Origin of the sequence: Neptunomonas japonica JAMM 1380 (genome assembly GCF_016592555.1) — a bacterium.
Classification (GTDB): domain Bacteria; phylum Pseudomonadota; class Gammaproteobacteria; order Pseudomonadales; family Balneatricaceae; genus Neptunomonas; species Neptunomonas japonica_A.
This window is the reverse complement of sequence record NZ_AP014546.1, coordinates 1,333,904-1,359,373: the sequence shown is the minus strand read 5'-3', so window position 1 is coordinate 1,359,373 and position 25,470 is coordinate 1,333,904. Positions and strand designations below refer to the sequence as shown.

The following is a 25,470-nucleotide window of genomic DNA, read 5'->3' as shown; positions in this document are numbered from 1 at the left end:
TACTCAACTTTTATTTTTATTTGCACTGTCGTGAGGCCTGTTTAATTCCCAAATGCCAGGTCACGCAAGAGCAAAGATATACTCGGAAAAAAGATCAACAATGCAGACATCAAGAATAGAATCAGAATGAACGGCAAGGTCCCGCTTATCACTTCCAGATACGGCTTATTAAAAATGGCAATCGCAGTGAAGATGTCACACCCAAACGGTGGCGTTGCCGAACCAATAGCCATCTGTAGTGTAATCATCACACCGACGAGTACCGGGTCTAGCCCTACAGCCGCAACAATGGGCACAAAGATTGGCGTTAAAATAACCAAAACCACCAGTGAATCAACAAACATACAACCCACAAAGAAACTCAAAGCAATAACAAACAAAATGTATTCTTGTGATGCACCTTCAAGATTCAACGGCGCTAATAAGTCCTGTGGAATCTGTTCAAACGAGATATACCAAGAAAATGCCTGTCCCATCCCTACAAGAATAAATACCACTGCGGTAATTAATCCCGTACTTAATGCAGCATCCACGATATCTTTGTATTTCAATTCTCTGTAAATGAGGCACTCAACAATAATGGCGTAGAGCACCGAGAAGGATGCAGCTTCTGTTGGCGTAACGGCTCCTGAATAGATCCCACCTACGATTAATGCAGGGAAACCCAAAGGCAGTAGTGCTTTTTTAATGGCCAGAAGCTTCTGTTTGTTGGATGTTTTTTCGACCAGCGCAATGCTGTCTCCTTGGTAAACGCTATACACATAGCAATACACAGAAAACATAATGGCCAGTAGTATTCCAGGGCCAATACCTGCAATAAACAACTCACCCACACTAGTGTTTGCTAGTGTTCCGTAGAGGATCAAACCAATGCTTGGCGGAATCAAAAAGGCTATATCACTGGCGTTAATAATGAGCGCCATGACAAAGCTATCTTTATAGCCTGCCTGCAATAGTTTAGGCCGCATTATCTGGCCAACAGAGACTACCGTAGCCTGCGTAGAGCCTGATACAGAACCAAATAATGTACAGCTAATACACGCCGTAATGGGTAAGCCACCACGAAGATGTCCAACAAACGCTTCAATCAAGCCCAACAAATTATGCGCCGTATGCCCCCGGGTCATAATGTCGGCGGCCAGAATAAACATCGGAACTGCGATTAATGCATTTGGCGAGATCCCTGTAACCATTTGCTGAATAATTACGCCGGTATCTATACCTGAAAAATGCACTAACCCTAACAATGCTCCAACGGCTAGAGGCACAACCATAGGAAAACTAAGAAACAACAAAACAACCATCGTCACGACAAGCGCGAAGGTAATAACGTAAGTATCGAGCTCACCCGCTACAACATCTGATAAAAACTCAAAAATCGAACTCATAATATTTCACCCATAACACTATCGATTATCTATCAATTACTTCAAACGATAAGTAGATCTCTTTATGGGTAATGTTCATAAAGAAAGTAATCAGATACTGGATACCCGCCACAAATAGCCCCACTGGGATAATGGCGTAAATGATATATACCGGAAGCTGCAGGGCTGGGCTTAAGCGATTAAGATCTTTTAATTCAATGACGTAAAAGACCGCTTTATAAGAGAGATAAAGCATTAATACACTGGCAGTGATCGCTATCAAGATCGATACTGTTTTCTTAGCGGTATATCCCAAAGAGTCATACACAGCGGTCATTCGGATATTACGACCTTTGCGCACGGCGTAGGCGAAGCCAATAAAGGTGATTGCCACGATCAAAAACTGATTTAACTCTTCTGAGAAAAATAGGCTCTTACCGAAAACATATCGCCCGATGGCATTGGCAGTTGAATTAGCCATCATGAGTAGAATCGAAGAGATAACAACAAACTTTTCTATCAACTCAGTAACGTTGCTAATTTGGAGGAATATCTTTTTCATAAGAACACACCTTACAAGCCGCACTACGCGCTTGTGGCTAACTGACACATTAATGAATCAATTAGCGTGAAGGCTTATCTAACTGATAAGCCACACGCTACCTGATAATCATCCAGGATTAAGATGCGTCCTTAACTTCTTGGATCAAGTTGCCAAGAATTTTTTCTGCGCCCTTACGCGCAGCGGCTTTTTCAGCACTATCGTAAGCATTTTCTACTACGTCATAGTAAGTTTCATGCAAAGACTGGCTTAGCTCTTTAAAGCGTGCACGCTCCTCTGCAGTCAAGGTCACGATCTGCATATTAGGGCGCTCAGACATGATTTTATCCATGTTTTCTGAGTTAATGCGTAACTGATAATCATGGGCATCTTGCTCAGCAACGGTAATCGCTTTACGCACCATCACTTGTTTCTCAGGCGACAACCCATTAAACCATTTGCTGTTAGTCGATACGGTACCTACATAAGGCTGCTGCCCTGGGAACATCAGGTAATCCTGCACTTCGTGCCACTTAGCGTTGTACACAAAGTAAATTGGGTTAACCATGCCATCAACCGTTTTCAACTGAAGCGCGCCATAGACTTCCCCCCAAGACAAAGGTGTTGGTGTTGCACCAAAAGCTTTATAAGTCTCTACTGGGATAGTTGAAGTGAATGTTCTAATTTTCTGTCCTGCAAAATCTTCAGGCGTACGGATAGCTTTGTTAGCTCCCCATGCCATTTCTCCCTCAGAAATCATAGTGAGTAGCTTAAGGTTTACACTCTCAAAGCGATCGGCTAGATCGTTATAAATAGTTTTGCTACCTGTCAGCACTTTACGTACAACATCCGTCTCGGTGCCTAATACGTAAGGCACGCTAAGAGCTTGAACTTCCGGTACGTACGAGCCCAAATGGCCGGTACCCACCGATACAAACTGTACCGTTCCTTTAGCCGTTAGCTCGACAATATCGTTCTCAGTCCCTAATTGTCCGTAGTAATAAACCTTAACGCGAATATCGCCGTCAGATTCCTTTTTGATAGTGTCTGCAAAAGATTGCGCAAAAATATCCTGTACATCCTTTTTATCTTCTTCAGAGGCAAACTTCCATGTTTCGGCGCTGACGCCAAAGCTGATACCTAGAGCTAATACGGTGGTTAGTAGTGTTTTCATGGGTCTTCCTCAAATTTTATTTTTAGAATTAAGGTTATGTTTTAGGTTGTAGTTTTGGTTGAAAGGTTACTTCAATTGATCGCAGACTAGCTGCACCCAATAGTGTGCTCCATGCTCAAGAATACGGTCGTTAAAATCGTATTCAGGGTTATGCAAAGCACAACCACCAACAGATTCCACGCCATTGCCCATAAGGGCATAACAGCCGGGTTTGACGCGTAACATGCTGGAAAAATCTTCTGATATCGTGAGAGGTAAACAGTTCGTTTCGACATTGCTTTCACCCAACACGGCGATAGCCGCATTAATGGCATGCTCGGTCTGTAACGGATTATTTACCGTTGGGTAAAATGTGTTGGTAAACGTAAAGCTGTATTGAGCACCAGCAGCCTGACAAATGCCGGCAACGATCCGCTCCATACACTGTTCAATCTTCGCTAAACTGTCTTCGGTAAAGCAGCGACAGTCGCCTTTAATCGTCACCTGAGAAGGTATAACGTTCACGGTTCCATTAGTAACAAACTCAGTTGCAGAGACGACGGCTGTTTCTTCAATGGCACTGAGGTTACGCGACACAATTGTTTGCAGCCCCAAGATAACTTGCGAGCCTACAACAATCGGATCAATACCTCGATGCGGCATAGCCGCATGACCACCCACTCCATTAATGACAATCTCAAAACTGCTTTCACTAGCCATTAGAGAGCCTGGACGAACCATAAACTGCCCTTCAGGTAAGCCCGGCATGTTGTGCAGCCCGTATATAGAATCCATGCGAAAGCGTTCAAACAAACCATCATCTATCATCGCTTGAGCGCCTTCTCCATGCTCCTCATCTGGCTGAAAGATAAAATGCACTGTGCCATTAAAGCTTTTTGTATTCGCTAAATAACAAGCCGCGCCCAGTAACATAGCGGAGTGCCCATCATGCCCACAGGCATGCATTTTCCCATCATGGCAGGAGCGATGCTCAAAGCTATTAGCTTCCTGAATAAACAGTGCATCCATATCGGCCCGCAAACCAATACTTGCGTCGCCATTCCCGCAACGCAATACCCCAACAATGCCTTGCTGCCCAATGTTGCGCGTGACTTCTATACCAAAACTTTCTAATTTTTCGGCTATAAAATCGGCGGTCAACGGCAAATCAAATCCGCATTCTGGAAAACGATGCATGTGGCGACGCCATTCTGTCATCTGGGTAATTAATTGCGGGGTTATGGTCATGGATAAATCTCCAAGAATAATTAAACAAGTACACCGGATGCAGTATCAGCAGTCAGGTGCTCGCGTAGCAATGCACCAAATCCGTTCACTGCAGCGGGATAATTCACTAATGTAAGGCTGTGCCATGCCAATACTTGATTACTACTGACTACAGGAATGCCTAAGCGCTGTTCAATATCATCAAGTACCAAAGATGCTCGCAGAGCAGTGCAAGATATAAACATGAGCTCTGCATCAGGGTCACAGCAAGCAACCGCTGCATCAGCAATATCTTGTGGCGTTATATAAGTCATCGCCGTGTCGTCTTCAAAAGCAAAACCCGCGATACTTAGGACTTCGTAACCCTGCGAAGTGAAAAACTGAGCCACTTCTTGATTAACCATCTCGGTATAAGGCGTCAGAATTGAGATCCGTTTTGCAGCGAAACACTCGAATGCTGAAAGTGCAGCTGTCACCGGATTAGTAACAGGAACACCGGGACAAACGTCATTAATTAGCTGAGTAACACGCTCAACACCAATAGCAATCGTACCGGAGGTGCAGGCATAGATAATGGCATCCAATTCCACACCTGGCAGAATAGTATCTGCTGTCGTGCTAATGCCGGGCGCCATCGTACGCAAATTTTCAATAGTCAGCGGGTTTACATTCTTCACACGACTGGTAAAAAACTGCACATCACTTGGAAAGATACGGTGCAGGTCTGCCTCGATATTAAAATCTGTCGCTAAAGAGATAACGCCAATACGACCTGCTGGAGCAAGGAGCTCCAAGGGCTGTTTGTGCTGAACAGTAGTCAGTTTCATCATCATGTTCCTTTGCTCACGGTCATAGCCATGCGCTTTTTTTATTGTTCGATGGTGAATAAGTTATTAGTCAATATTACGGCGTTAATCTGCGGACATTCGTGTAATAACGATTACTTGTTGATGATTAACCGCAAAAAAATCAAAAAAAATGCATAAATTCACCACTATTTCTAACCAGCACTAACTTCTTTACAGTAGGCCCTTATATCCTTAGGATCATATTGCAGGTTAGAGAAAAGGGCTCATGATGAATAATACTCAAACGGCAAGTATTGACGGTTTTGATCGGAAGATTCTTACGATTATCCAGCGCTCAAATAGAACCACATCTGACCAGATAGCGGAGCAGGTAGGCTTATCACCTGCGGCAGTGCAACGTCGAATTAAACGCATGCGCGAACAACATATTATTCAGGCAGATATCGCCGTTGTTAACCCTAAAGCGGCGGGACGTGCAGTTACCCTATTGGTACAGGTAACACTAGAACGTGAACGTGCAGATCTAATTGATACTTTCAAAAAGGAGATGAAGGCAAATCCTGCTGTTCAACAATGCTATTACGTAACCGGTAGCGCCGATTTCATTTTAGTGGTCACGGCAACAGATATGGAAGACTACGAAGCTTTTACCCGCGAGGTGTTTTTCGATAATCGTAACATTCGTAATTTCTTAACGAATGTCGTGATGGACTCAGTCAAAGTCGGGCTTTCAGTACCGGTTATTTTAGAAGAGAGTTAAACATCACTAATGAAGGGTATTAGTTAGCTCTCCCTCATAAATACTTAGATATAAAAAAGCCTCGTAATTACGAGGCTTTTTGTAAAATATCTCGCAGAAAATTAGCCCACCAACTGCTTATACAACTCCGGATCTGTAGCACCTTCAGTACCTATAACAAGTACTTTACTTTTAGCATTCAAGTTTAGAGCGCTCGAAAATTCATCTTGCTGAGCTGCAATAACCGCCGCCGCCAAACCAGGTACAGCTGACTCACCGGCTTCAATTGCAGGGTCACTTTTATAACCTTTAGCTAGCATTCGCATTGTTTCTGCAACGGCTTCTTCACTGAGTGTCATAAAGTCATCAGCACCATTTGATAGAATTTCCCATGCAAGTGCTGACACTTCTCCACATGCCAAACCTGCCATTAAGGTATTCAGATCACCATCAACAACGACGGGCTTACCGGCTTTGGCACTCAGCTGAAGGCAGTTTGCCTCAACAGGCTCAACCACAACAAAACGTGGACGACGCTCACCCCAAAGATCCCAGAAATAACCCGCTACCGCTGAGGCCAAACCACCCACACCGCCTTGAATGAACACATGAGTTGGAATTTCACCTTCTAGCTGTTCAACAATTTCAGCCAGCATGACGGTATAACCTAAAGCAACATCTTTAGGCACTTCCATGTAACCTTCATAGCTAGTATCAGAAACAATGATACGTCCATTCGCTTTAGCATCTAGGTCTGCCTGACGTACGGACTCATCATAGTTACCCGTGATACGAATCACTTCAGCATCATATGCCTGCATAGCCTGTTTACGGCCTTCAGACACATCACGGTGAATATAAATAACACAGCCGCAACCAAACATCTGCGCGCCCCAGGCAACAGAACGACCATGGTTACCATCGGTTGCACAACTTACCACTATCTCAGATAAGGCGTCTTTTAGTTGCCCATCTAATAATTCAGCAATACTTGGCCGCTTGCCCAACTGAGCTTCTAAAACATTTTGTAACTGACAAGCCACGGCATAAGCACCGCCGAGCGCTTTAAAGCTTTTTAAACCAAAACGCAGTGATTCATCTTTATACCAAAGCGCCCCTAGACCTGCATCTTTGGCCATCGCTGCTAATGAGTGCAAAGGCGTTTCAGAGTAAGCCGGCCATGTTTTGATATCAGCAATCGCATTAGCCGCTTTAGCAATACTGATCACATCTCGCTGTGCATCAGAATATACATTTTTACTGTTAGCTACAGGGTTTGGAAAATGGGTCAGAGTCCCGTTCAGTTTTAACATAATCATCAATGCCTTTGGTTATCATGGAGCTTTCTTTGTAGCGACTGAACCGGGGTGACACCCCCACGTTAGCAACACTACAAAAGACAAATCACCATTCATCTTATTTTAATTTCTGTCTATGTCAGACCAGAAGTCCCCATAGCCTTCTGCAACGGAATTATTAATACCTATTGAGAGGTTATGACTATAAAAATTGTATGAAATGACTCTGCGGGCATTCCTTCTAATCCATCACAATGGCAAGGAATTTCATTGGAATATGTAAAATAATGACTATTATCCTCACATAACCTTTTAGCAGCCTACATAGATAAATTACGACGCTTTAATCGCATTAAATTATATAAACCAATATTTAGCAGTGTAGCAAACCTAACAAGAGCATAAAAAAAGGGTAACCCGAAGGTTACCCTGTAAATGACAAGAACCGTGTTTCTTTTGTGGCCTGCACCAACAAAAGAAGATGAAGCAAATCAGAGGTGAGATCTGACTTAACTTGTTGAGCAAAATCATATTAACGCAAATGATAATCACAATCAATAACATTATCTTTTTATTTCAACTTCTTGCTTTTTACTCTACTAAGTTCCCTCCCCCCATCTTTCGCATCACGTGATTAGAGCATAAAAAACCAGCCCATTAAGGGAATCCACCTATAAAAATGTCAAATAATCTTACAAACATGTTAAGCATCGTATTAGAAAATAAAATTATTTATTTAAAAACAATTAGTTACGAAAAATGGAATGATACGTGCTATGACGACCGTCAAAGATACTTAAACTGTTTCACGGACATGCACTTTAAAAGGAATACCAATGAAGAATAAGCAATATACTACCCAGCCTTTAAACAAGGCGATTAAAGTAGCCCTAATAACAAGCTTAATGTCCTTTAGTACTTCAAGTATGGCTGCCCCCCTAATAGAGGGTTTAGGGGGAGAATCAGGTTTTGGTGAACTTGCATTATTCCAAAATGACGATAGCTCTTCTAACCTATTAAACCTGAACTTTACTGCTAACTTCTTTGGCAGTGAGTACAACCAATTCTACATAAATAATAATGGCAATATTACTTTTGACTCTCCTGTAAGTGGATTCACTCCTGAGCCATTTCCAGCATCTACCAATCCAATGATTGCTCCTTTTTGGGCTGATGTAGATACCCGAGGTGGTAATAGTGATAACCTTTCCAATAATGTATATGTTGCAGCGCCCAATGTAGACACCACAATCATTACATGGAATGACGTTGGATATTACAGCGGTCATACTGACCTGACCAACAATTTCCAGTTAGTCCTACGTGATCGCAGCGATGATACAGGCACTAATGGTGATTTTGATATTGAGTTCCGTTATGACCGCCTTGAATGGACCACAGGTGATGCATCTAATGGTGCTGGTGGATTTGGTGGGACCCCTGCTCAAGCCGGTTTTGACGCAGGAGATAACACCAATGCTTTTACACTTCCAGGTTCTTTTACCAATGAGGTACTAGAACTACAAAACCAAACTAATGTGAGTGGCGGTGAAAATGGCCTCTGGGTATTCGCAATCCGCGGAGGAAACGTACCTGGTGAAACATCTGAAAACCCAATTTTGCCAGTTATTGTTGATGACAGTTATACATTTGAATTCGATGTAGATCTTAATGAAACCGTATTCATCGACCCAGAAGTGGCAATTGGTTACGACTATGCCATTACTAGCAACACTAGCCCGCTGATTGCTTCAGTCATTTTACCTGCTGGTTTTGGGGATGATGAATATGAACTGTGGTTATGGAATGGAACTGAATTCGAATTTTCTGCTGATTTAAATGCGGGTTCAGAATTCGACTTTACTACAGCAACACCTGCTGGTGTAGACCGTTTCCGTATACTCGGAATTGAAGCGGGTTTAAATGTAGACCCTACAGATCCTCTTGCTTTTGTAACTGGTTTGACTTTTGCTAGCCCCGGCACTGTTTCTATGTCACAAACCCCTATTGTATTTAATACAGATCCAGCCAGCAGTGTGCCTGAACCTGCACCTTTCGCACTGATATTGGTTGGTTTAACAGCTATCTTTTGGCGCCGTCGCAAAGCACTATAGTTATAGTGCTATGATCTAAAATGTCGCTCTTTTTAGAGCGACATTTTTATATCTCTACTTTTTAATTATGAGCCAATAAATACAGGATGATATACAAATGAGAAAGGCCATTAGCCTATTTATATTTATAAGCTTATTCAGCAGTGCACAAGCCTTTGCAATATCCGCCCAGCAGTTTTATGACAAGTGCCACAATATTAACCAATCAAAAAGCCAAGAAACACCAAGCCAAGCAGTCACACGAGCCTTAGAAGCGGGTTCTTGCACTGGTTATGTGGGTGGTGTTATTAACGGCGTCAACTTGGTAGGAAACATGCTGGGGCAACAAAAAGCGGTAAAGAAAAACTTCATTTGCCTGACTAAGAACACACAAATACAAGAACTACTATATGAATCATTACAATATATTAAGGAACATGAGAAGTTAAGCGATGCTCCCGTTCAAATTAGTATCTATAACGCAATGACCGCCAATTACCCTTGCACCGAATTTTCTACACATCAATAAAATACTAATCCGAATACAACTAGTGGCCAGCGTCAACTGGCCGCAGCACTTTTCTAGAAAAAGCAGCTATCACAAGACACATCAAATCTATGGCTTAGAAACTTAATAATAAATACCAGTAGATAGGTAGGAGTGAAGCACATTACTAACCGTTAATAAAAAATTCTAAATTTAGGCTAGGTGTCGCTCCTTATTCAGTACTCTTTTTTTGATCTTTCTCTTAACTCACTCACATTATCGAGCTGTTGCTTTACTTGCTCTATATGGGACTCAATTTTAGTTTTTTCATCTCCATTGGCGACGCTGAGTGTTTCTCCCAATGTTTGTAGCTCTTTTTTCAAACGCTCTTGAGCAGCTTCTTGTTGTTCAGCTTTTTCAGCTTTATCAAATATAATATCCTCAGGGGTAGACAAAGCTTCTACCGATTGTCTCACCCCTGCCCCAGGCACTATTTTAACGTGATCATCCATGCGCCTTTGGTTTACGAACGTCGGAGACACTATCTCAACCGCTCCATCATGCAATGCATCTAACATAGCTCGGTGCAGTAGCGAGCGCGTTGTTAGCATGCTTTTCACATCGATTAATAGCCCACTCACCCGATATGTAACCGCATCATTACCCAATTCAATGACTTGTACGAATGGGTCTTTTAGGTCTGTTGCCTTAGCCGCCGAAATTAACAAAGATTCAATACGCGAGTAATGGACGTCATACCCTAAGGTTAAAGTACTGGAAATAATCGCACCTGACTTACTAATCACCTCTACCGGACGCGACACAAGATATAAGTTAGGTAAGGTAATAAGCGCGCGGTGTTCACTTTGAATTTCCGTATCAAATAAACCGCGCTCAGAAACGCGACCAAAGTGATCTTCTACCCGTATAAAATCACCTGTTCTAAACGGTTGATTCATACGAAGCATGATCCCCGCCATAAAGTTGGCCACGAAGGTTGTCGATGAAAATGCAACAATCCCGGAAAACAACACACCTACAAGTGTTATGACTTGGTTACGCGCAGTATCACTAATCGGCAATGCAAAAGTAATCACGACAAAGCCTATAAGTGTCAACGCCAATAAAGTGAGCTGTCGTGGAAGCTTTTTTTCGTTACCCAGTTCAGGGTGACGACCCAATAAAACCCAATTTGCCATTAGCAGCAGCGCAACCACTACTAGGCTAACAACCAATGAGGGCGCTAAAAAAGCAACCTGCCCAACCAAACTATCCATAAAAGCCTCTGCGCATCCTGTTGTTTGTATTAGCTAGCTCACTAAAACCTAGCTGTATTACATCATGTTAAGTACTACAAAGGGGCAGTGTTCATTTTAGTGCACCACTAAGAACATTTTAAATTAAGTAAGCATTACTATCAGCATTACAAAATAACAAATAAAATTCTTTAATAACAATTAGATACGATGATACTTATCGACTAAACACGTCTTTGGCATTAATCATGCTACTCCTATGCTGGTAAACATGGTTCGACATGTGCGTGAGCAGCGCACAAATATTTGTTCTCGGTTTTGAGAAGACTTGGCAATGGCGCTATTTCGGGGTTACTTCTGTTTGGCGCCTTTTTTTTGGGAATAAAGATGATCACAACAGAGACTATTAAAACGACTTGCCCATACTGTGGCGTTGGCTGCGGTGTGGATACCAAAGTTCAGCAGGGAAATTTGATAGCTGTGAGTGGATCTAAAGAACACCCTACCAACCAAGGAAGGCTCTGCGTTAAAGGCTCGGCTTTAGCTGAAACCGTAAGTCACCAAGGGCGATTACTTTCACCCAAAATTGCGAACAAAAATGTTGATTGGAATACGGCGTATTCTCATGTTGCTAATAAACTATCCGATATTATCGAGAAGCATGGCCCAGACGCTGTAGCGATGTATGTATCAGGACAAATTCTGACAGAAGACTATTATGTCGCCAATAAGCTAATGAAAGGCTTTATTGGCACCGCTAACCTCGATACTAACTCTCGCTTATGCATGTCTTCAGCCGTGGCAGCACATAAACGCGCTTTTGGGAGCGATACTGTTCCTGGCTGCTATGAAGATATTGAATTAGCCGACTTAGTCATTTTAACAGGCTCTAATCTGGCATGGGCACACCCTATTATTTATCAACGTTTAGCTAAAGCTAAAGCTGAACGTCCTGATATGAAAATTATCGTAATCGACCCTCGTAAAACAGCCAGCTGTGATATTGCTGATCTACATCTACCTCTAAAGCCTGGTAGCGATGGTTTTCTATTTAACGGTTTAACACACTACCTAATTGCCAGTAATAAAATAGACCAGACATTTATTGATCTGCACTGCGAAGGGTTTGAGGACTTATCTGAAAATGTTCAACAGCAGACCCTTGTACAAACGGCTCTTGATTGTGATGTATCAGAAGAATCCCTTAAAACACTCTATCACTGGTTTGCTAGTAATGAGCGCACCGTCACCCTCTTCTCACAAGGGATAAACCAATCATCCAGCGGTGTCGATAAAGGTAATGCCATTATCAATTGCCACCTAATTAGCGGAAAAATTGGTAAGCCAGGGGCAACACCCTTTTCTATTACGGGTCAGCCTAATGCCATGGGCGGGCGTGAAGTCGGCGGTTTAGCCAACCAACTCGCCGCACATATGGAGCTGAACAACCCAAACTCTCTGAATAAAGTTAAACGTTTTTGGAATGCGCCCAATCTAGTGCAAAAGGAAGGCCTTAAAGCGGTCGATATGTTTGATGCCGTAGGTAATGGGCAGATAAAAGCGATTTGGATTATTGCGACAAACCCTGTTGTGTCTATGCCAGATGCCGACAAGATTAAACAAGCACTCGCTCATTGTGATTTAGTCATTGTATCTGACTCAAGTGACTCGACCGATACACTGCAGTTTGCAGATGTGTGCTTGCCAGCAACCACCTGGGGAGAAAAAGACGGAACCACAACGAATTCAGAACGACGTATTTCTAGGCAACGTCGTTTTCTTACGCCCCCTAAAAAAGCGCAAGATGACTGGAAAATCATCTGCGAAGTGGCAAAGCGCATGGGCTTTAACGAGGCCTTCAACTTTGCATCTAGCGCCGATATATTTCGTGAGCATGCTGCGCTATCTGGTTTTGAAAATACGAACACCCGCGGTAACAATGAACGTGATTTTGATATTTCCGGGCTTGCAGAGATAAGCAATCTGGAATACCAAAATCTTGAGCCGATTCAGTGGCCTATTAATAGTACCTACCCTAAAGGTAGAAAACGCTTCTTTGACGACGGGCAATTTTATACAGCGTCTAACAAGGCACACTTCATTACTATTACACCACGCTTACCTACTTATGCAGCCGACTGTGATCAGTTAATTCTTAATACAGGCCGTATCAGAGATCAGTGGCACACAATGACACGCACCGGCAAAGCACACCGCTTATTGGAGCATATAGCCACACCTCAGATTGAAATCCATCCTGACACCGCAGCAAAACTGTTGATCAAAAACACCTCACTGGTATCTCTCAAGGACCGAGGGATAGAGTATATTGCACGCGCTAACATTAGCGACTCTCAACGCAAGGATTCTGTATTTGTACCAATGCACTGGAGTGATGAATTTGCCAGCCATGCTCGTGCAAATAGCCTGGTGCGCCCTATTCAAGACACTCTTTCTGGCCAACCGGAGTTTAAACATAGTCCTGTAACCATCAAACCATTAACCCCTCATTGGCAGGGAGTTTTACTTAGTGCTTCTGACTTCGTACCTGATAAAAGGATGGAGTGGTTTAAAACCCCATTGGCCAATTGCACCTTGTGGGAGCTTATTGATCTTGAAACGTCACCGTCATTTACATGGTTAACCGCTGCATACCCAAAGGTTGATCAATGGGTACATTTTAAAGACTCAGAACAGCGATACTTAAGTGCGGCTGGCTTTATCGGTAACCTGCTACAAGTCGTTTTACTGAGCGGGCCAGAACTGCCCGAGTACGATAAAGCGTGGTTAGCAAAACAGATTGGAACAGAGTTTTTACCTGATCAAGACCGGTTACGATTACTCGCAGGATTCCCAGCAGACCCATCACTACAAACAGGAAAAACGATTTGCGCCTGTTATCAGGTGGGTGAGCAAACTATTATCAATACATTACAAAGCGGTGAAGCAGACAGTGTTGAGCACCTCGGTGAAAAACTAAAGTGTGGCAGTAATTGCGGTTCCTGTATCCCTGAGTTACGGGCACTCGTAAATAGCCACAGTAGTGAATGTATAAGCTCAGTTGTTGAAACAAACAATGCCGCCTAGCCAACGGCATTATCAGTACCGCTTACGACGAGCCATAAACCTACCCTAAGGCACAAATCTGCGCCTTAGGGTTTGGTCGAATAATCCCGCATGAAGAACTACTTAACCCCTTACTTTTGGAAGCTACGGTACCCTAAGAGGCCTCCGTTAATGTACTTGGCATTTTCATACCCCATATTTTTTAGCGCATTAGCGGATAAAGCTCCACGGTTTACAGCATTGCAATAACACAAAATCACCGTTTCTAAATTTTCTACTTTAGCTTCAATGATCATTTCCAATTTTCCACGACTTATATTGAGCGAGCCTTCAATATGGCCTTTCTCGTGCTCTTCGCTATCACGGATATCCAGTGCAATTGCACCTTGTGCTATCAACGCATCAACCTGTTTAGGCAACACCCCTTCAACACATAAACACATAAACACGCATCATCTGCTAACTTTTGGAATTTCTCTGTATATGCCATTGATGTCTCTCTTATAAAATATTTTATCTGTATATGACGAGCACTGGTTTGCTAGTCAATTTATAACCTCTGATAAAACGGCTATAGACCCAGTCTGAAACTTTTATGTGGACCCAAGCTAAAATATTTCATAGAAAATAGTATCGTGTGAATAGACAACTAACTCGTAATAGGAAGAACTTAAAACAACTTTATATGGCTATCGAGGTAGTCGATAAAGCAACGGATTCGGGTACTTATCGATTTATCAGAATAAAATACGGCGTAAATAGGAATACCAATATCGATAGTCTCTTGCTCCAATACAGAAATCAGCTCACCACGCTCTAGGTTTCCATGGACCGTAAAGCCAGATAAGCAAGCGATGCCATTGTTCTGTAGAGCCAAATGTCTGATTGTTTCACCACTATCGCATAAAACCGAAGGAGTGATCATAAGCGGCTCATTATTACTATCGTAAACTGGCCAGCGATTGAGTTTTCCTGGTTTGGTAAAGCCCAAACAACGATGCCTCAGTAATTCTTCAGCACTTTTGGGGGTGCCAAACGCTTTAATGTAGGCCGGTGAAGCTACAATTTTCCGGTAGGTTGTCCCGATTTTTCTGGCTTTGAGCGTAGAGTCTTCAAGATCCCCAATGCGAATGGCAATATCAACCTTGTTGTGCAGCAGATTGACGACCGATTCATTCGACTCTAAAAGCACTCTCAAGTTTGGGTAAAGGGCATTAAATCCAGCGATAAGTGGAGCGATGGCATGTATCGCAAAAGGGGTAGCAGCATCGACCCTCAGCACACCGCTTGGATTATTTTTATTTTCAGTAAAATGGGTTTCTGCATCCGTCAGCTTTCCTACTAACTCCGTAGCGCGGATATAAAACCACTCACCTTCCTGAGTGAGATTGAGTGTTCTTGTGGTTCGATTGAGAAGAGTAGTGGCTAGTTTAGTTTCCAGTTTTTTTACTTGTCGGCTGACCATCGACGTTGCCTGGTTCAACTGTTCTGCAGCGCGGCTAAAACTTCCTGCCTCAACGACAGCAATAAAAGCTACCAGTTCATCGGTCTGAATGCGGGGCATTTGAATCACCATTATTGCCAATTAAGCAAAGATAATTTGTAACTATAGCGGTTTTTGTCTCAATCAAGAAGCCTACAATTGCTCCTGTTATCAATACAGCAAGCCAACAATATAGGTAAATCATCATGAGCAGATTCAATATCCAGCAACTTCAACCCGATGCTTACGCGGCTATGTTTGCATTGGAAAAATACCTGGCGACATCATTAATTTCACCTGTGATACAAGAGCTTGTGCGGATTCGTGCTTCTCAAATCAACGGCTGTCATTTCTGTATTGGCATGCATACCAACTCAGCTCTTAAACAAGGTGAGACTGAGCAACGCCTGAGTGAATTGGCAACTTGGAAGGAGTCGTCTCTTTTCTCTGAAAGAGAGCAAGCAATACTAGCAGTGACAGAGGAAGTAACCCTGATTACAGACCAAGGGTTATCGGAAGAAACCTATCAACTTGTAAAACAATTCAGCTCTACTGCAGAGATTGCACAATTGATTATGCTGATTTCAACAATCAACGCTTGGAACCGCATGGCAATTTCGATGCGAGCTTAAAGCTCTTTTGGGGATTCCAGCTGTTAGTAATGAACATAGCTAAAAATCATTGCTGCAAGAAAGTTAGTGATCTCGGAACACTTCGAGTGCGAAAGCTACCAGTAAAGTTTAATCATTTTAGGAAAATATATATGAGAGCAATGATATTTATTTTATTTTTTTTCGCTGGGCTGTCCTCTGCCCATGAGTCTTTACCAGGGGATGTCCAAAGAGACATATTAATATCTGAGCATCTACCCAACTTACTAAGCGGTAAACTAACTGCGATCGAGGTAGATATCTCCCCCATGGTGCGCATTGGTTCTCATCAACATGAAGGCTTTGTGTATGTCTATGTACTTGAAGGCTATGTGCATTCACAACTTGGTGATCAAGAAATTGTGGAATATAAAAAAGGTGATAGTTGGATAGAGCAACCCGGTATTACCCACTCTTTAACGCATAACCCAAGCAAAACATTTCACGCTAAATTGTTGGCAGTGTTTTTAGCAAATGAAGATGCGAGGCTAACAACTTCTGGCGTTATAGAAGAGAAGTAGCATCGTTATTGCAAAGGTATAGGCCGAATCTTGATCAACCTTCGGCCTTAATTTTCTGTTTTAGTTGGTAGCGCTGTATTGAATAACTCCTCAGTTATCCAGGGAGCTTGCGTCTGCAACTTAGGCAAAATTTCACTGACGAGTATCGACTGAATCAACGCTGCGATCTTGCCTGGGATCCCTCCCAACTCACCTTTACGTGCGATCAGTTGAATAGTTCTGGAGTGGCGGCTATTACCCAGTTCCATTACCTTAACTCCGGCACCTTCACCCGAGGTATGGAGCGTTTGAGCCAAGCAGGTCGCTGTTAGAATGGCCCATCCGTGACCGTCGCGTACGAAGCTCATGAGTGTGTGTGTATCATCAGTTTCAAAACGTACGTTAGCCTGTACTTGCATGCGCCGTAAGACAACTTCGCTGAATCGGCCAATACTCGCATCACGACCGTACTTGATCATAGGCCAGCGCGTTGCAAGGTCTTGTAGAGAAAAATCCGAGTCGCTGGTGTGCTCATTCGAAACGGCAAGTAGCATTGGATCACGGAACACCGCAAAGCGCTCGAGCCCCTCCACACCAGCGAGCGCCTCATCTGACACCAAGACGTCTATCTCCCGATTAAGGAAAGCCTCAACCATTCCTGAGGTTAACCCGCTACGCAGGGTAAGCCGTTCCGTCTGGTGACCAAGCGCACCAATCAATTTACTGCCAAACACCTCTGCACATGAGGTAACAAAACCCAAGCGACATTGCACTAAGCCCTTGTCAGCTGCTTCGCGCACCGTTGCTATCAGCCTACGCAACTCGCCTAGAATGGCATCTGCATTTTTTTTAAGCACATGCCCGGCCACCGTCAACCGTACAGGGCTGGTACGACGAACCACCAATTGAGTGCCGACCTGCGCTTCCAGCTGCTTGAGGATCTGGGAAACAGCAGGCTGAGTAACACCAAGGCGCTTCGCCGCTTCGCTCATCGACCCGGCCTCAGCAATGGTGACGAAAGAATTAAGAGCGTGGGTATCAATTAGGCGCCCATCTTTCATGGTCTCTCCCGCGTTTGAATGAACCTGAATATAAATATTATTTATACTTAAGGTAATTTTAGCTTAAATACAAGCCTTAATGAAGACAAATGAATATTCAAAGTGCACTATTATCTCGCACTTGGACAGACCGGTGCCAAAAACCCTTACCTGTCCATCATCTGACAAGCTCGAACAGGAGAATAGACGTGATTTTTCCGCAATACGATGATCGCTGTGGTTGGTACGAGCTACTCGGTTCAGTTTCCGAGTTCCCTGCACTCACCGATGACGCGACATTCGATACCGTTGTCATTGGTGGTGGCTTTGTTGGTACGGCTGCCGCACGTCGTCTCGCCGAAAATTGCCCAGATGACAAGGTGCTATTGATCGATGCATTGAAAATCGGTCAGGGTGCTTCGGGGCGTAATTCCGGTTTTGTAATCGACCAACCTCACAAACGTGACCTCGAACGTGCCGACGACGTATTCAAGAACAAGATTATACAGCTCAACCGAGCCGCCATTGAACACTTGGAACAGCAGATCGATAATTTCGGCATTGATTGCCAGTGGTCTCGGGTTGGAAAGTACCAAGGAGCGGTTGGCTCGCGCGGTGAAAAATACCTCAACAACTATGAGGAGCTTCTGCGTAAATCTGGCGAGCCTTATAAGCGACTGTCTAAAGCTGAAGCTCAGGCTGTTTTCGGCACCGACTACTACAACGCCGCCATCTATACTCCCGGTGGTACACTGGTGCAACCCGCCGCCCTGATGCGAGGCTTAGCAGACTCAATGCCTGACAATGTTCAGGTCGTCGAAAACACACCGGTGTTGGAGATCTGTCGTCAGCACAGCGGCTTCAAACTGAAGACCCATAACGCCACTATCACCTGCAAACAGCTTATTGTGGCAACCAGCATCTTTACACCTGAGCTGGGGTTCATGAAAAACCGGATCTTACCGGTAATGACCTTTGCCAGTATGACGCGACCATTGACTGATGCAGAAATGTCACTGTATGGAGGCAAACTTGACTGGGGCATGACACCTGCGGATCATGCCGGCACGACCATGCGCATGACACAAGACCGTCGGTTGATCATTCGCAATTCATATCGCTACGCTCCGGATTACAATACCCCCGCTGCTATCATTCCTGCTATCAAAGAGCGGCACCGAGAAGGCCTGGACAATCGTTACCCAACCCTAAAGCATGTCGACATCGAATACACATGGGGGGGTGCGACCAGTCTATCAGCTAATTTTGAGACCTATTTTGGTAAACTCGAAGAAGGTATCTACTCATCGGGCTGTGACCAAAGTGTCGGAGCCGCACGAGGAACAATTTCGGGCATAATGCTGGCTGATATGCTATCAGGCAAACACAGCGAGCTGCTCACTAACATGCAGGAGGTATCGGGCAGCCCTTCACGCTTGCCGCCCAAACCGCTGCTGCGAATAGGCGTACCACTGCGTATGGCAATGGCACGACTGGCAAGCCGGACGGAAATATGACATCCGGTGCTTAATAATATTCGTGCAAATGCACGAGCCAACAATAAAAAATAAATCTAAATAAGAGAGAGGCTAAATGAACATACTCAAGTTTACAAAGGTGCTGGCTATTTCTGCTGCTGTTGTCTTTTCTATGGCGACAACCGCCGACACTATTAAGCTAAAGATGGCGACAGACACCGGATCCAAGGGTTCACCGACAGGTAACGCTCTTGATAACTGGGCTGAAATTATCCAGCAAAAAACAGCCGGCACACCCGACGAAATCAAGATTAATATCTTTTATCAAGATGAGCTGGGCGACCAAAAAGAAGTGTTTGACCTGTTCATGGCAGGCGAAGTAGACATGATGCTCAACTGGCCCCTCACTTCCTACGATAAGCGTATGGGCTTGCGCAATATGCCTTATATGTTCCTTAGCTGGGAACAAGCATTTGATGCCTACCGTCCGGGTGGTTGGCTAAACACAATTTATAACGAAGTACATAACGACCAAGGACTGACTTTTTTCGGCGCTTGGCCTGAAGGGTTTGGCGGTGTAGCTACCCGTGGAAAATACGCAACCACAGTCGAAGGCGCCAAGGGACTCAAAGTTCGCGTACCGTCTAACTTCCCGAACCCACAGACCATGCAAGCGCTGGGATATCAAGCAACAGCCATCACTTGGGGTGAGGTATACACCTCTATTCAGACCGGAGTTGTCGACGGCGATGCGGGTAACATCATCTACTGGGACTATGAGTACTTTCGTGATGTACTGACTCACTACACCCGCACTAAGCATGTATTCGTAACAGGTGTATTATCGATGAATACAGAAACGTGGGAAGAGCTCAACCCTAACCAGCAGAAAATCGTAGCTGACGCCGCACTGCTTGTAATGGAGAAGCAGTTCTCCGATGCTAAAGCCCTAGACCAAAGCTACGTCGATAAAGCCGTGGCGGGTGGCATGAAATACATAGAGCCAACAGAAGAAGAGCTGCGCGCACTGGCAAAAGTTGCACGTGAACAGGTATGGCCACAGATGGAAGCCGAAGTGGGCCCAGAACTTGTACAAAAAGTACGGAAAAATGCGCCTAAGCTCTAATGATTGACAGGCCTTGCCGAAAGGCAGGGCCTTTAGCCTGTTTTGGAGGTACCCATGCTTAGTTTTTTCTCTTCGGTCGATCGCGTGATAGCTCGCCTGCTCAATACCATCGCGATCACTGCCAGCGTAGTTGTGGCTGGGCTTGTGTTCTTCATGGTGGTTGCTCGTTACGCTCTTGAATGGTCCATTGTCGGTATCGACGAATTGGCATTGATCAGCGCCATGTGGCTGTACATGGTTGGTGGGATCATAGCGAGTCGACGTGCAGAGCACCTTGTCGTCGACTTTTTGCCGCAGCAGCTTACCTCGCCTTTCCTACTGCGTCTGCACCAGCGAGTGGTTGCTCTGATCATGGTCGCAACAACCATGTTCTTCATTTACTTAGCTTGGCGCATGATGAGCTTCGCAATCAAACGCCCACAAACCACACCGGGACTAGGGCTCCCCGAGCTGATTCCACTTAGTTCTCTAGCACTTGCCAGTATTGGCTGCTTCGCCTACGCCATGCGTGATCTAATTACCGGCAGGGCGTGCCACAACCCAAAAGAAGAAGGTGATAAATAATGGGCGTTCTGGCCATACTTTTGTTGATTGTATTAATGACCATCGGCGTGCCTGTTGCTTGGTCATTTGCTGCCGTACTTGCGTACCTAGTGTTCATCTATGACGTGAACATGACAACATTATTATTACAGGGTTTCCGCTCGCTGGACCACATTATCCTGCTCGCACTGCCGCTCTTTGTACTCGCTGGCTACCTAATGAAGAGTGGAGGCATCGCTCGACGCCTCGTTGATTTTATCGAAATGCTGGTAAGAGGACGACGCGGCGGCTTGGGAGCCTCTATGGTGTACGCCTCAGGTATCTTTGGTGCAATTTCCGGTACCGCCAGTGGTGCCGTTGCCTCGATCGGCACCATCATGATAGGCCCACTGGCCGAGCGCGGTTACCCTCGTGGCTACGCCAGCGCACTATTGGGAATATCATCTTTGTTGGGAATTCTGATTCCGCCCTCGGTCACCATGATCTTGTTTGGTGTAGTCACACGACAGTCCATTACTGCCTTATTCGCCGCAACAATAGGGCCTGCTCTGTTACTGATGCTTGGACTGACCCTATTCAACCGTTTTTGCGCCGGACGCCTGTTTACCGAAACGAACCCCGACGACACGACACCGGGACAAAAGATAGCCTCGCGCTGGAGTATTACAAAATCAGCTCTGCCTGCTCTGTCGCTGCCTTTTCTGATTCTTGGCGGAATTTACGGTGGCATCTGCACGCCAACTGAAGCGGCCGCGGTTGCAGTGGTTGCCGCTATTATTATCGGTTTCTTTTTCTACAAGGATTTAACCCTCATTCGCTTGAAGGATAGCGTGATAGCGTCAGCCGAAACGACCGGTACCATCATGCTAATTCTACTGTTTTCATTCATGATCGGCCGCATTCTGACCGCCGAACGTGTACCACAGGAACTGACCGAGTGGATCACCACACTGGTACAAAATCCCCTGCTGATTTTACTGATAGTCAATGCATTCTTGATCATCACCGGCATGATAATGGATGATCTGTCGGTCACTGTGGTTATCGCTCCGTTACTGATGCCGCTGGTTGTAAGCGCTGGCGTTGACCCCATTCACTACGGCGCCATAGTCGCATGCTCTGTAGTGATCGGAGCCAACAGTCCGCCGGTTGCGCCCATACTGTATATGGCGTGTCGTATAGGTCAGGTTTCAATCCACCACGCGATTATGCCAGCAATCTGGATGATTCTAGTTGTAGGCCTACCCGTGATGATGGTGACGACCTTTATTCCGGAAGTTTCACTGTTCATCCCGCGAATGCTGGGTGTCATGTAACGAACACTACTTTGACTTGACCAGAAAAAATTGGAAAATTTATGACTGCCAAACTTATTAGATCGACCAGTCTCAACTTTGCCCACCGTGGAGGCCCTCCGGGGCATTCAGAAGTAGCGCGCGCGGTCGGGGGCGAACTCAGTTCGACCATGGCTGCAGGTGTTGCCCGCTTCGATGCTTGTTCTATCGCCTGGACGGTGCTCTATGACGAAGTCGTGTACGTCATCGACGGCATTTTTCGCTTAGTGACTGGCGGGGAGATTCTCGAGGGGCATGCCGGCGACATTATATGGATTCCGAAAGGCACCGAATTGAAATATGAGGGCGAACAAGCAAGCATCTTTTACGCCGTCTACCCAGGTAACTGGAAAGAGCTACTCGCCAACGCCGAGTGATAGGTCTTATTGTCCAAGCCGTTGGCGCTGGTAGTAACGCGCCCTCGGCTATTTAATAGCCAACATTACCCCCCTAACAGGAAAGCCCACTCAATGATCAGCATTGTAAAAACAGAACTCTACGACTCACCTTCACCACTGGAATGGGCAACCATTGGCAATGGTATTCTGTTCACTGCACAAATTCCGATAGATGCATCAGGCAAAGTCGTTGAAGGCGGTATTGAAGCACAAACACGCCAAACGCTAGACAACCTTAAGCATACACTGGAATGCGCCGGAGCCGATTTATCCGCCCTTACACAAGTGCTGATTTACGTGACGGACAAAAGTTACTTGGCCACTGTAAACCGTGTCTATGCCGAATATATTAGTGCACCATTCCCTAATCGGGCAGCGTTGGTCATTGCAGGATTAGCACGTGATGAAATGCTAGTTGAAATGGTCGCCTATGCAGCAGTCAATACCGACCAATAAAGGATGCATGTTGAGTAAACCAACGGGAGGCTCAAGTCAGCCAGATGCTGGAACTCACTTGCCTCACCGTTTGTCTGGTTCTACTCAGGGCCATTTAAGTCGAAAATCGATCCTAACTGGACATTAACGCCTCGTTAAGAGGCAAAAAATTGTTGGCTATAATTTGCGACGAAGGAGTAAAAGCCAACTGTTTTTTGTCCTTTTAAACGAATTGTTAGTGATCATTTTCCGATGACTAGAAACTGCCAGTTTGAATCAATAAGTTTATTATTTTCTCCATAAGAAATTGCTACTTCAAATGTTCTGCGAGTTCTTGAATTATATCTAATTGAAATAATCGCACCGTCACGTAGGTTCTTAGCGCTTTCCGCCGATACAAATATTGTTGGAATGCTACCAAATGGTTTGTTTATCGTAACCTTATATATACCACCACCCATCCTAGAAACAGTGTAATCTTCTCCAGTGACCTTTTGCCCATCGGAGCTAACAGAGCCATATACAAAGCGACCATCGAATAACGGCGGTCCAGGCTCGCCATTCTTTCCGTTCATACCATTCTTGCCAGGCAAACCATCTATTCCTGGTTCTCCAACTTCTCCTTTAGTTATGGCTATGAAATCGGAATTATTTTTAAACTCGTTTATCAACTTATTTGAAAATTTATTGTCATCTATTAATTTAATTACTAAGTTCGCCGAAAACTCTTCATACTCATTACTTAGCTTGCTTAGGTAATCCATTGCATTGGTGTGAGCCGCATGAATCTCTATTTCTTTTTGCTTTAGTTCACCAAGCACTTGCAAACTTGTCTCTTCTTTTACAATTTTTTTAGCTGTATCTGCAGCAATTTGGGGGAGCGCAAACCAAGTCCCAATACCAAAAATGGTTAAGACTGTTGTGCAAGCCCAAAAGATTGTTTTAACTTTAAAACTACGCTTTTCAATTTCTTCGTTAACTTTGCTATCGACATCCTTGCTTATAGTCTGCCGAATATCCTCAATTGCTTTATAAAGTTCATAATCGTTTCGCATTAGATGTAACCTCCTTGATCACTAACGCCGCAATAACGGGACGGAAAACTGCGCAGCAGTTTGGAGTTCCGAGCCAGCTTGCTGGCGGCAGTTGATTGCCTTGTTAACCCTAATACTCATCGCCATGGCTAGGCATTTTATCACCTGGCGGGCCTTCAGCAGCGTACATGGTTCTGATTTCAATTGGGCAATCGAAACTGTCAGCTGGATAGGCTAGCGGGTTACTTCTAATGAATTTGGCATACTTTAAGGTGTTATCGATCTTTACCTTAGCAGCCCAGTCAGTTGGCTCACCTAGCAAGGATTTAGTTCCTTTCTGAATAATCAAATTCCAGCGCCAATTGATTGTATAAAGTTCTTTAACTTCTCCCCGCTTCATTGGGACTGGATATTTTACGAATAAACAATTCAGATACCCTGCGTACTCACGTGTGCCATCAAATATGTGAGGGAATGCGTTTACTAGATTGTCATGTATGGTTATCCCTGCCCATTCTTGGTTCATTTCGAGTTCGTATGCTTCAGTAAGCGCGGTGCCTACGAATATGTCATCCTCTAGATCGACGAACATATCTCCATAGGATATTCCTCCACGGACTAGAAAACCCTGCACAATCATGGATCTAGCTAATCTATAAGTAAACACTAGTAACTTAAGGCAGTTTGTTTCCGAATCATCAAATGACGAGAGAATTATGGAGTCTGAAAACACATTGCTAATACAGAACTCATCATCACCGGACATTTCTGGAAAGATTGCTGGCTCTTTGGAAAAATCTGCATTAATCGAATGCTTTTCGAGCGCATTCCGAATAACCCTTTTGTACTTCTCACCAAGATCGGTAGCAGATTCGCTAACTATCTTCTGCTTAAATCCTAAAACATCAATGAATGCTACAGCTCGATTCACTACTCGATCTCTCCATGTGGGTTAACAGATCGTTTAAGAGGCCGTTGGCCTCATAACAGTTATTAGAGGGCCGGCACGAAAAAATGAACTATTTAAAAAAAGAGAAATAACGTTATGATTTGAAAACATTTTTAGCTTCCTTGTCATGAAACATAAATCCATTAGTGTTGCCATTGGCCTCATAACATATGCAAAAAGGGCCAAGATTACCATACTGTACATAAACGCACATAAAGCAGAGCTTACCTATCAGCAGGAAGATAATCTGCTTTTGGCACTTTTCCGAAGGAATAACCTAGAATTGATTTGGCACGTAGTCGAGCAAGTACAATTAGGTCGCTCAACTTTTACATATGGACAAAGTTGATGACAGCTCTTCCGTATTGCGGCTTGTTAAATTCTGGGCAACATTGGAAGAAGAAGTCGACCAGTTTATAGAACAACTTTAAAAACTGATTGCAGGCTAGTTTGTATATACATGC

General features: G+C 44.4%; 24 protein-coding genes. 12 read left to right on the top strand and 12 right to left on the bottom strand.

Features of this window, described 5'->3' with window-relative positions; translation table 11 throughout:
* Positions 1–41: 41 nt before the first annotated feature.
* From NEJAP_RS06170 to NEJAP_RS06150, 5 genes are all read right to left on the bottom strand, one after another.
* Positions 42–1,388 carry a TRAP transporter large permease gene (locus NEJAP_RS06170; RefSeq protein WP_201349789.1) on the bottom strand — a complete coding sequence of 449 codons (1,347 nt, stop codon included), beginning with the start codon at positions 1,386–1,388 and terminating at the stop codon, positions 42–44.
* Positions 1,389–1,413: 25 nt separating this feature from the next.
* Positions 1,414–1,929, bottom strand: a complete 516-nt coding sequence (locus tag NEJAP_RS06165) for a TRAP transporter small permease (RefSeq protein WP_201349788.1) — start codon at positions 1,927–1,929, stop codon at positions 1,414–1,416.
* Positions 1,930–2,047: 118 nt separating this feature from the next.
* Entirely contained in the window at positions 2,048–3,082 is a 1,035-nt protein-coding gene (gene dctP / locus NEJAP_RS06160; RefSeq protein ID WP_201349787.1) for a TRAP transporter substrate-binding protein DctP, read from the bottom strand.
* A gap of 66 nt (positions 3,083–3,148) precedes the next feature.
* On the bottom strand, positions 3,149–4,309 hold the full coding sequence (locus NEJAP_RS06155) for a M20 aminoacylase family protein (protein ID WP_201349786.1): 1,161 nt from the start codon (positions 4,307–4,309) through the stop codon (positions 3,149–3,151).
* A gap of 20 nt (positions 4,310–4,329) precedes the next feature.
* Positions 4,330–5,115, bottom strand: a complete 786-nt coding sequence (locus NEJAP_RS06150; protein WP_236591083.1) for an aspartate/glutamate racemase family protein — start codon at positions 5,113–5,115, stop codon at positions 4,330–4,332.
* Positions 5,116–5,362: 247 nt separating this feature from the next.
* Between NEJAP_RS06150 and NEJAP_RS06145 the strand changes: the two genes are divergently transcribed.
* Entirely contained in the window at positions 5,363–5,857 is a 495-nt protein-coding gene (locus NEJAP_RS06145) for an Lrp/AsnC family transcriptional regulator (protein WP_236591082.1), read from the top strand.
* 101 nt (positions 5,858–5,958) lie between these two features.
* Here the strand turns inward: NEJAP_RS06145 and NEJAP_RS06140 are convergent, their stop codons facing one another.
* Positions 5,959–7,149, bottom strand: a complete 1,191-nt coding sequence (locus tag NEJAP_RS06140; protein WP_201349784.1) for a diaminopropionate ammonia-lyase — start codon at positions 7,147–7,149, stop codon at positions 5,959–5,961.
* Between the two features lie 821 nt (positions 7,150–7,970).
* On the opposite strand from NEJAP_RS06140, the gene NEJAP_RS06135 reads away from it, so the two are divergent.
* Both NEJAP_RS06135 and NEJAP_RS06130 read left to right on the top strand, forming a co-directional pair.
* Positions 7,971–9,248: a nidogen-like domain-containing protein gene (locus NEJAP_RS06135; RefSeq protein ID WP_201349783.1), complete on the top strand. Its 1,278-nt coding sequence runs from the start codon at positions 7,971–7,973 to the stop codon at positions 9,246–9,248.
* A 97-nt stretch (positions 9,249–9,345) separates the two neighbouring features.
* Positions 9,346–9,756 (top strand): Rap1a/Tai family immunity protein, encoded by a 411-nt coding sequence (locus NEJAP_RS06130; RefSeq protein WP_201349782.1) that lies wholly within the window; start codon positions 9,346–9,348, stop codon positions 9,754–9,756.
* Positions 9,757–9,950: 194 nt separating this feature from the next.
* On the opposite strand, the gene NEJAP_RS06125 is transcribed toward NEJAP_RS06130, so the two are convergent.
* Entirely contained in the window at positions 9,951–10,991 is a 1,041-nt protein-coding gene (locus tag NEJAP_RS06125) for a mechanosensitive ion channel family protein (RefSeq protein WP_201349781.1), read from the bottom strand.
* 366 nt (positions 10,992–11,357) lie between these two features.
* Here NEJAP_RS06125 and NEJAP_RS06120 point away from each other — a divergent pair, with 366 nt between their 5' ends.
* On the top strand, positions 11,358–14,057 hold the full coding sequence (locus NEJAP_RS06120) for a nitrate reductase (protein ID WP_201349780.1): 2,700 nt from the start codon (positions 11,358–11,360) through the stop codon (positions 14,055–14,057).
* Positions 14,058–14,167: 110 nt separating this feature from the next.
* Here the strand turns inward: NEJAP_RS06120 and NEJAP_RS06115 are convergent, their stop codons facing one another.
* Both NEJAP_RS06115 and NEJAP_RS06110 read right to left on the bottom strand, forming a co-directional pair.
* Positions 14,168–14,479: a rhodanese-like domain-containing protein gene (locus tag NEJAP_RS06115; RefSeq protein WP_201349779.1), complete on the bottom strand. Its 312-nt coding sequence runs from the start codon at positions 14,477–14,479 to the stop codon at positions 14,168–14,170.
* A gap of 227 nt (positions 14,480–14,706) precedes the next feature.
* Positions 14,707–15,600, bottom strand: coding sequence for a LysR family transcriptional regulator (locus NEJAP_RS06110; protein WP_201349778.1), 894 nt, complete (start codon positions 15,598–15,600; stop codon positions 14,707–14,709).
* Between the two features lie 125 nt (positions 15,601–15,725).
* Between NEJAP_RS06110 and NEJAP_RS06105 the strand changes: the two genes are divergently transcribed.
* The gene (locus tag NEJAP_RS06105) at positions 15,726–16,151 is read left to right on the top strand and encodes a carboxymuconolactone decarboxylase family protein (protein WP_201349777.1); all 426 of its coding nucleotides are present in this window, start codon (positions 15,726–15,728) and stop codon (positions 16,149–16,151) included.
* A gap of 131 nt (positions 16,152–16,282) precedes the next feature.
* The gene (locus tag NEJAP_RS06100) at positions 16,283–16,690 is read left to right on the top strand and encodes a cupin domain-containing protein (protein ID WP_201349776.1); all 408 of its coding nucleotides are present in this window, start codon (positions 16,283–16,285) and stop codon (positions 16,688–16,690) included.
* Positions 16,691–16,737: 47 nt separating this feature from the next.
* Here NEJAP_RS06100 and NEJAP_RS06095 read toward each other — a convergent pair whose 3' ends face one another.
* Positions 16,738–17,730 (bottom strand): LysR family transcriptional regulator, encoded by a 993-nt coding sequence (locus tag NEJAP_RS06095; RefSeq protein ID WP_201349775.1) that lies wholly within the window; start codon positions 17,728–17,730, stop codon positions 16,738–16,740.
* 188 nt (positions 17,731–17,918) lie between these two features.
* On the opposite strand from NEJAP_RS06095, the gene NEJAP_RS06090 reads away from it, so the two are divergent.
* The 6 genes from NEJAP_RS06090 (at position 17,919) to NEJAP_RS06065 (ending at position 23,044) form a co-directional block, all read left to right on the top strand.
* Complete coding sequence (locus NEJAP_RS06090; RefSeq protein ID WP_201349774.1) at positions 17,919–19,226, top strand: NAD(P)/FAD-dependent oxidoreductase; 1,308 nt, start codon at positions 17,919–17,921, stop codon at positions 19,224–19,226.
* A gap of 76 nt (positions 19,227–19,302) precedes the next feature.
* Positions 19,303–20,313, top strand: coding sequence for a TRAP transporter substrate-binding protein DctP (gene dctP / locus NEJAP_RS06085; protein ID WP_236591081.1), 1,011 nt, complete (start codon positions 19,303–19,305; stop codon positions 20,311–20,313).
* Between the two features lie 84 nt (positions 20,314–20,397).
* The gene (locus tag NEJAP_RS06080) at positions 20,398–20,877 is read left to right on the top strand and encodes a TRAP transporter small permease (protein ID WP_201349773.1); all 480 of its coding nucleotides are present in this window, start codon (positions 20,398–20,400) and stop codon (positions 20,875–20,877) included.
* Positions 20,877–22,172 carry a TRAP transporter large permease gene (locus NEJAP_RS06075; protein ID WP_236591080.1) on the top strand — a complete coding sequence of 432 codons (1,296 nt, stop codon included), beginning with the start codon at positions 20,877–20,879 and terminating at the stop codon, positions 22,170–22,172. The genes NEJAP_RS06080 and NEJAP_RS06075 overlap by 1 nt, the downstream gene beginning before the upstream one ends.
* A gap of 41 nt (positions 22,173–22,213) precedes the next feature.
* Positions 22,214–22,567, top strand: a complete 354-nt coding sequence (locus NEJAP_RS06070) for a cupin domain-containing protein (RefSeq protein WP_201349772.1) — start codon at positions 22,214–22,216, stop codon at positions 22,565–22,567.
* A 93-nt stretch (positions 22,568–22,660) separates the two neighbouring features.
* On the top strand, positions 22,661–23,044 hold the full coding sequence (locus tag NEJAP_RS06065) for a RidA family protein (protein WP_201349771.1): 384 nt from the start codon (positions 22,661–22,663) through the stop codon (positions 23,042–23,044).
* A 221-nt stretch (positions 23,045–23,265) separates the two neighbouring features.
* Here NEJAP_RS06065 and NEJAP_RS06060 read toward each other — a convergent pair whose 3' ends face one another.
* The gene (locus tag NEJAP_RS06060) at positions 23,266–24,078 is read right to left on the bottom strand and encodes a collagen-like protein (protein ID WP_201349770.1); all 813 of its coding nucleotides are present in this window, start codon (positions 24,076–24,078) and stop codon (positions 23,266–23,268) included.
* Positions 24,079–24,187: 109 nt separating this feature from the next.
* Positions 24,188–24,988: a hypothetical protein gene (locus NEJAP_RS06055; protein ID WP_201349769.1), complete on the bottom strand. Its 801-nt coding sequence runs from the start codon at positions 24,986–24,988 to the stop codon at positions 24,188–24,190.
* Between the last annotated feature and the right edge of the window lie 482 nt (positions 24,989–25,470).

Coding starts and splice junctions, on each gene's coding strand:
- NEJAP_RS06170 (WP_201349789.1), bottom strand. CDS start 1,388: ATGAGTTCGATTTTTGAGTTTTTATCAGATGTTGTAGCGGGTGAGCTC.
- NEJAP_RS06165 (WP_201349788.1), bottom strand. CDS start 1,929: ATGAAAAAGATATTCCTCCAAATTAGCAACGTTACTGAGTTGATAGAA.
- dctP (WP_201349787.1), bottom strand. CDS start 3,082: ATGAAAACACTACTAACCACCGTATTAGCTCTAGGTATCAGCTTTGGC.
- NEJAP_RS06155 (WP_201349786.1), bottom strand. CDS start 4,309: ATGACCATAACCCCGCAATTAATTACCCAGATGACAGAATGGCGTCGC.
- NEJAP_RS06150 (WP_236591083.1), bottom strand. CDS start 5,115: ATGAAACTGACTACTGTTCAGCACAAACAGCCCTTGGAGCTCCTTGCT.
- NEJAP_RS06145 (WP_236591082.1), top strand. CDS start 5,363: ATGATGAATAATACTCAAACGGCAAGTATTGACGGTTTTGATCGGAAG.
- NEJAP_RS06140 (WP_201349784.1), bottom strand. CDS start 7,149: ATGTTAAAACTGAACGGGACTCTGACCCATTTTCCAAACCCTGTAGCT.
- NEJAP_RS06135 (WP_201349783.1), top strand. CDS start 7,971: ATGAAGAATAAGCAATATACTACCCAGCCTTTAAACAAGGCGATTAAA.
- NEJAP_RS06130 (WP_201349782.1), top strand. CDS start 9,346: ATGAGAAAGGCCATTAGCCTATTTATATTTATAAGCTTATTCAGCAGT.
- NEJAP_RS06125 (WP_201349781.1), bottom strand. CDS start 10,991: ATGGATAGTTTGGTTGGGCAGGTTGCTTTTTTAGCGCCCTCATTGGTT.
- NEJAP_RS06120 (WP_201349780.1), top strand. CDS start 11,358: ATGATCACAACAGAGACTATTAAAACGACTTGCCCATACTGTGGCGTT.
- NEJAP_RS06115 (WP_201349779.1), bottom strand. CDS start 14,479: ATGTGTTTATGTGTTGAAGGGGTGTTGCCTAAACAGGTTGATGCGTTG.
- NEJAP_RS06110 (WP_201349778.1), bottom strand. CDS start 15,600: ATGCCCCGCATTCAGACCGATGAACTGGTAGCTTTTATTGCTGTCGTT.
- NEJAP_RS06105 (WP_201349777.1), top strand. CDS start 15,726: ATGAGCAGATTCAATATCCAGCAACTTCAACCCGATGCTTACGCGGCT.
- NEJAP_RS06100 (WP_201349776.1), top strand. CDS start 16,283: ATGAGAGCAATGATATTTATTTTATTTTTTTTCGCTGGGCTGTCCTCT.
- NEJAP_RS06095 (WP_201349775.1), bottom strand. CDS start 17,730: ATGAAAGATGGGCGCCTAATTGATACCCACGCTCTTAATTCTTTCGTC.
- dctP (WP_236591081.1), top strand. CDS start 19,303: ATGAACATACTCAAGTTTACAAAGGTGCTGGCTATTTCTGCTGCTGTT.
- NEJAP_RS06075 (WP_236591080.1), top strand. CDS start 20,877: ATGGGCGTTCTGGCCATACTTTTGTTGATTGTATTAATGACCATCGGC.
- NEJAP_RS06070 (WP_201349772.1), top strand. CDS start 22,214: ATGACTGCCAAACTTATTAGATCGACCAGTCTCAACTTTGCCCACCGT.
- NEJAP_RS06065 (WP_201349771.1), top strand. CDS start 22,661: ATGATCAGCATTGTAAAAACAGAACTCTACGACTCACCTTCACCACTG.
- NEJAP_RS06060 (WP_201349770.1), bottom strand. CDS start 24,078: ATGCGAAACGATTATGAACTTTATAAAGCAATTGAGGATATTCGGCAG.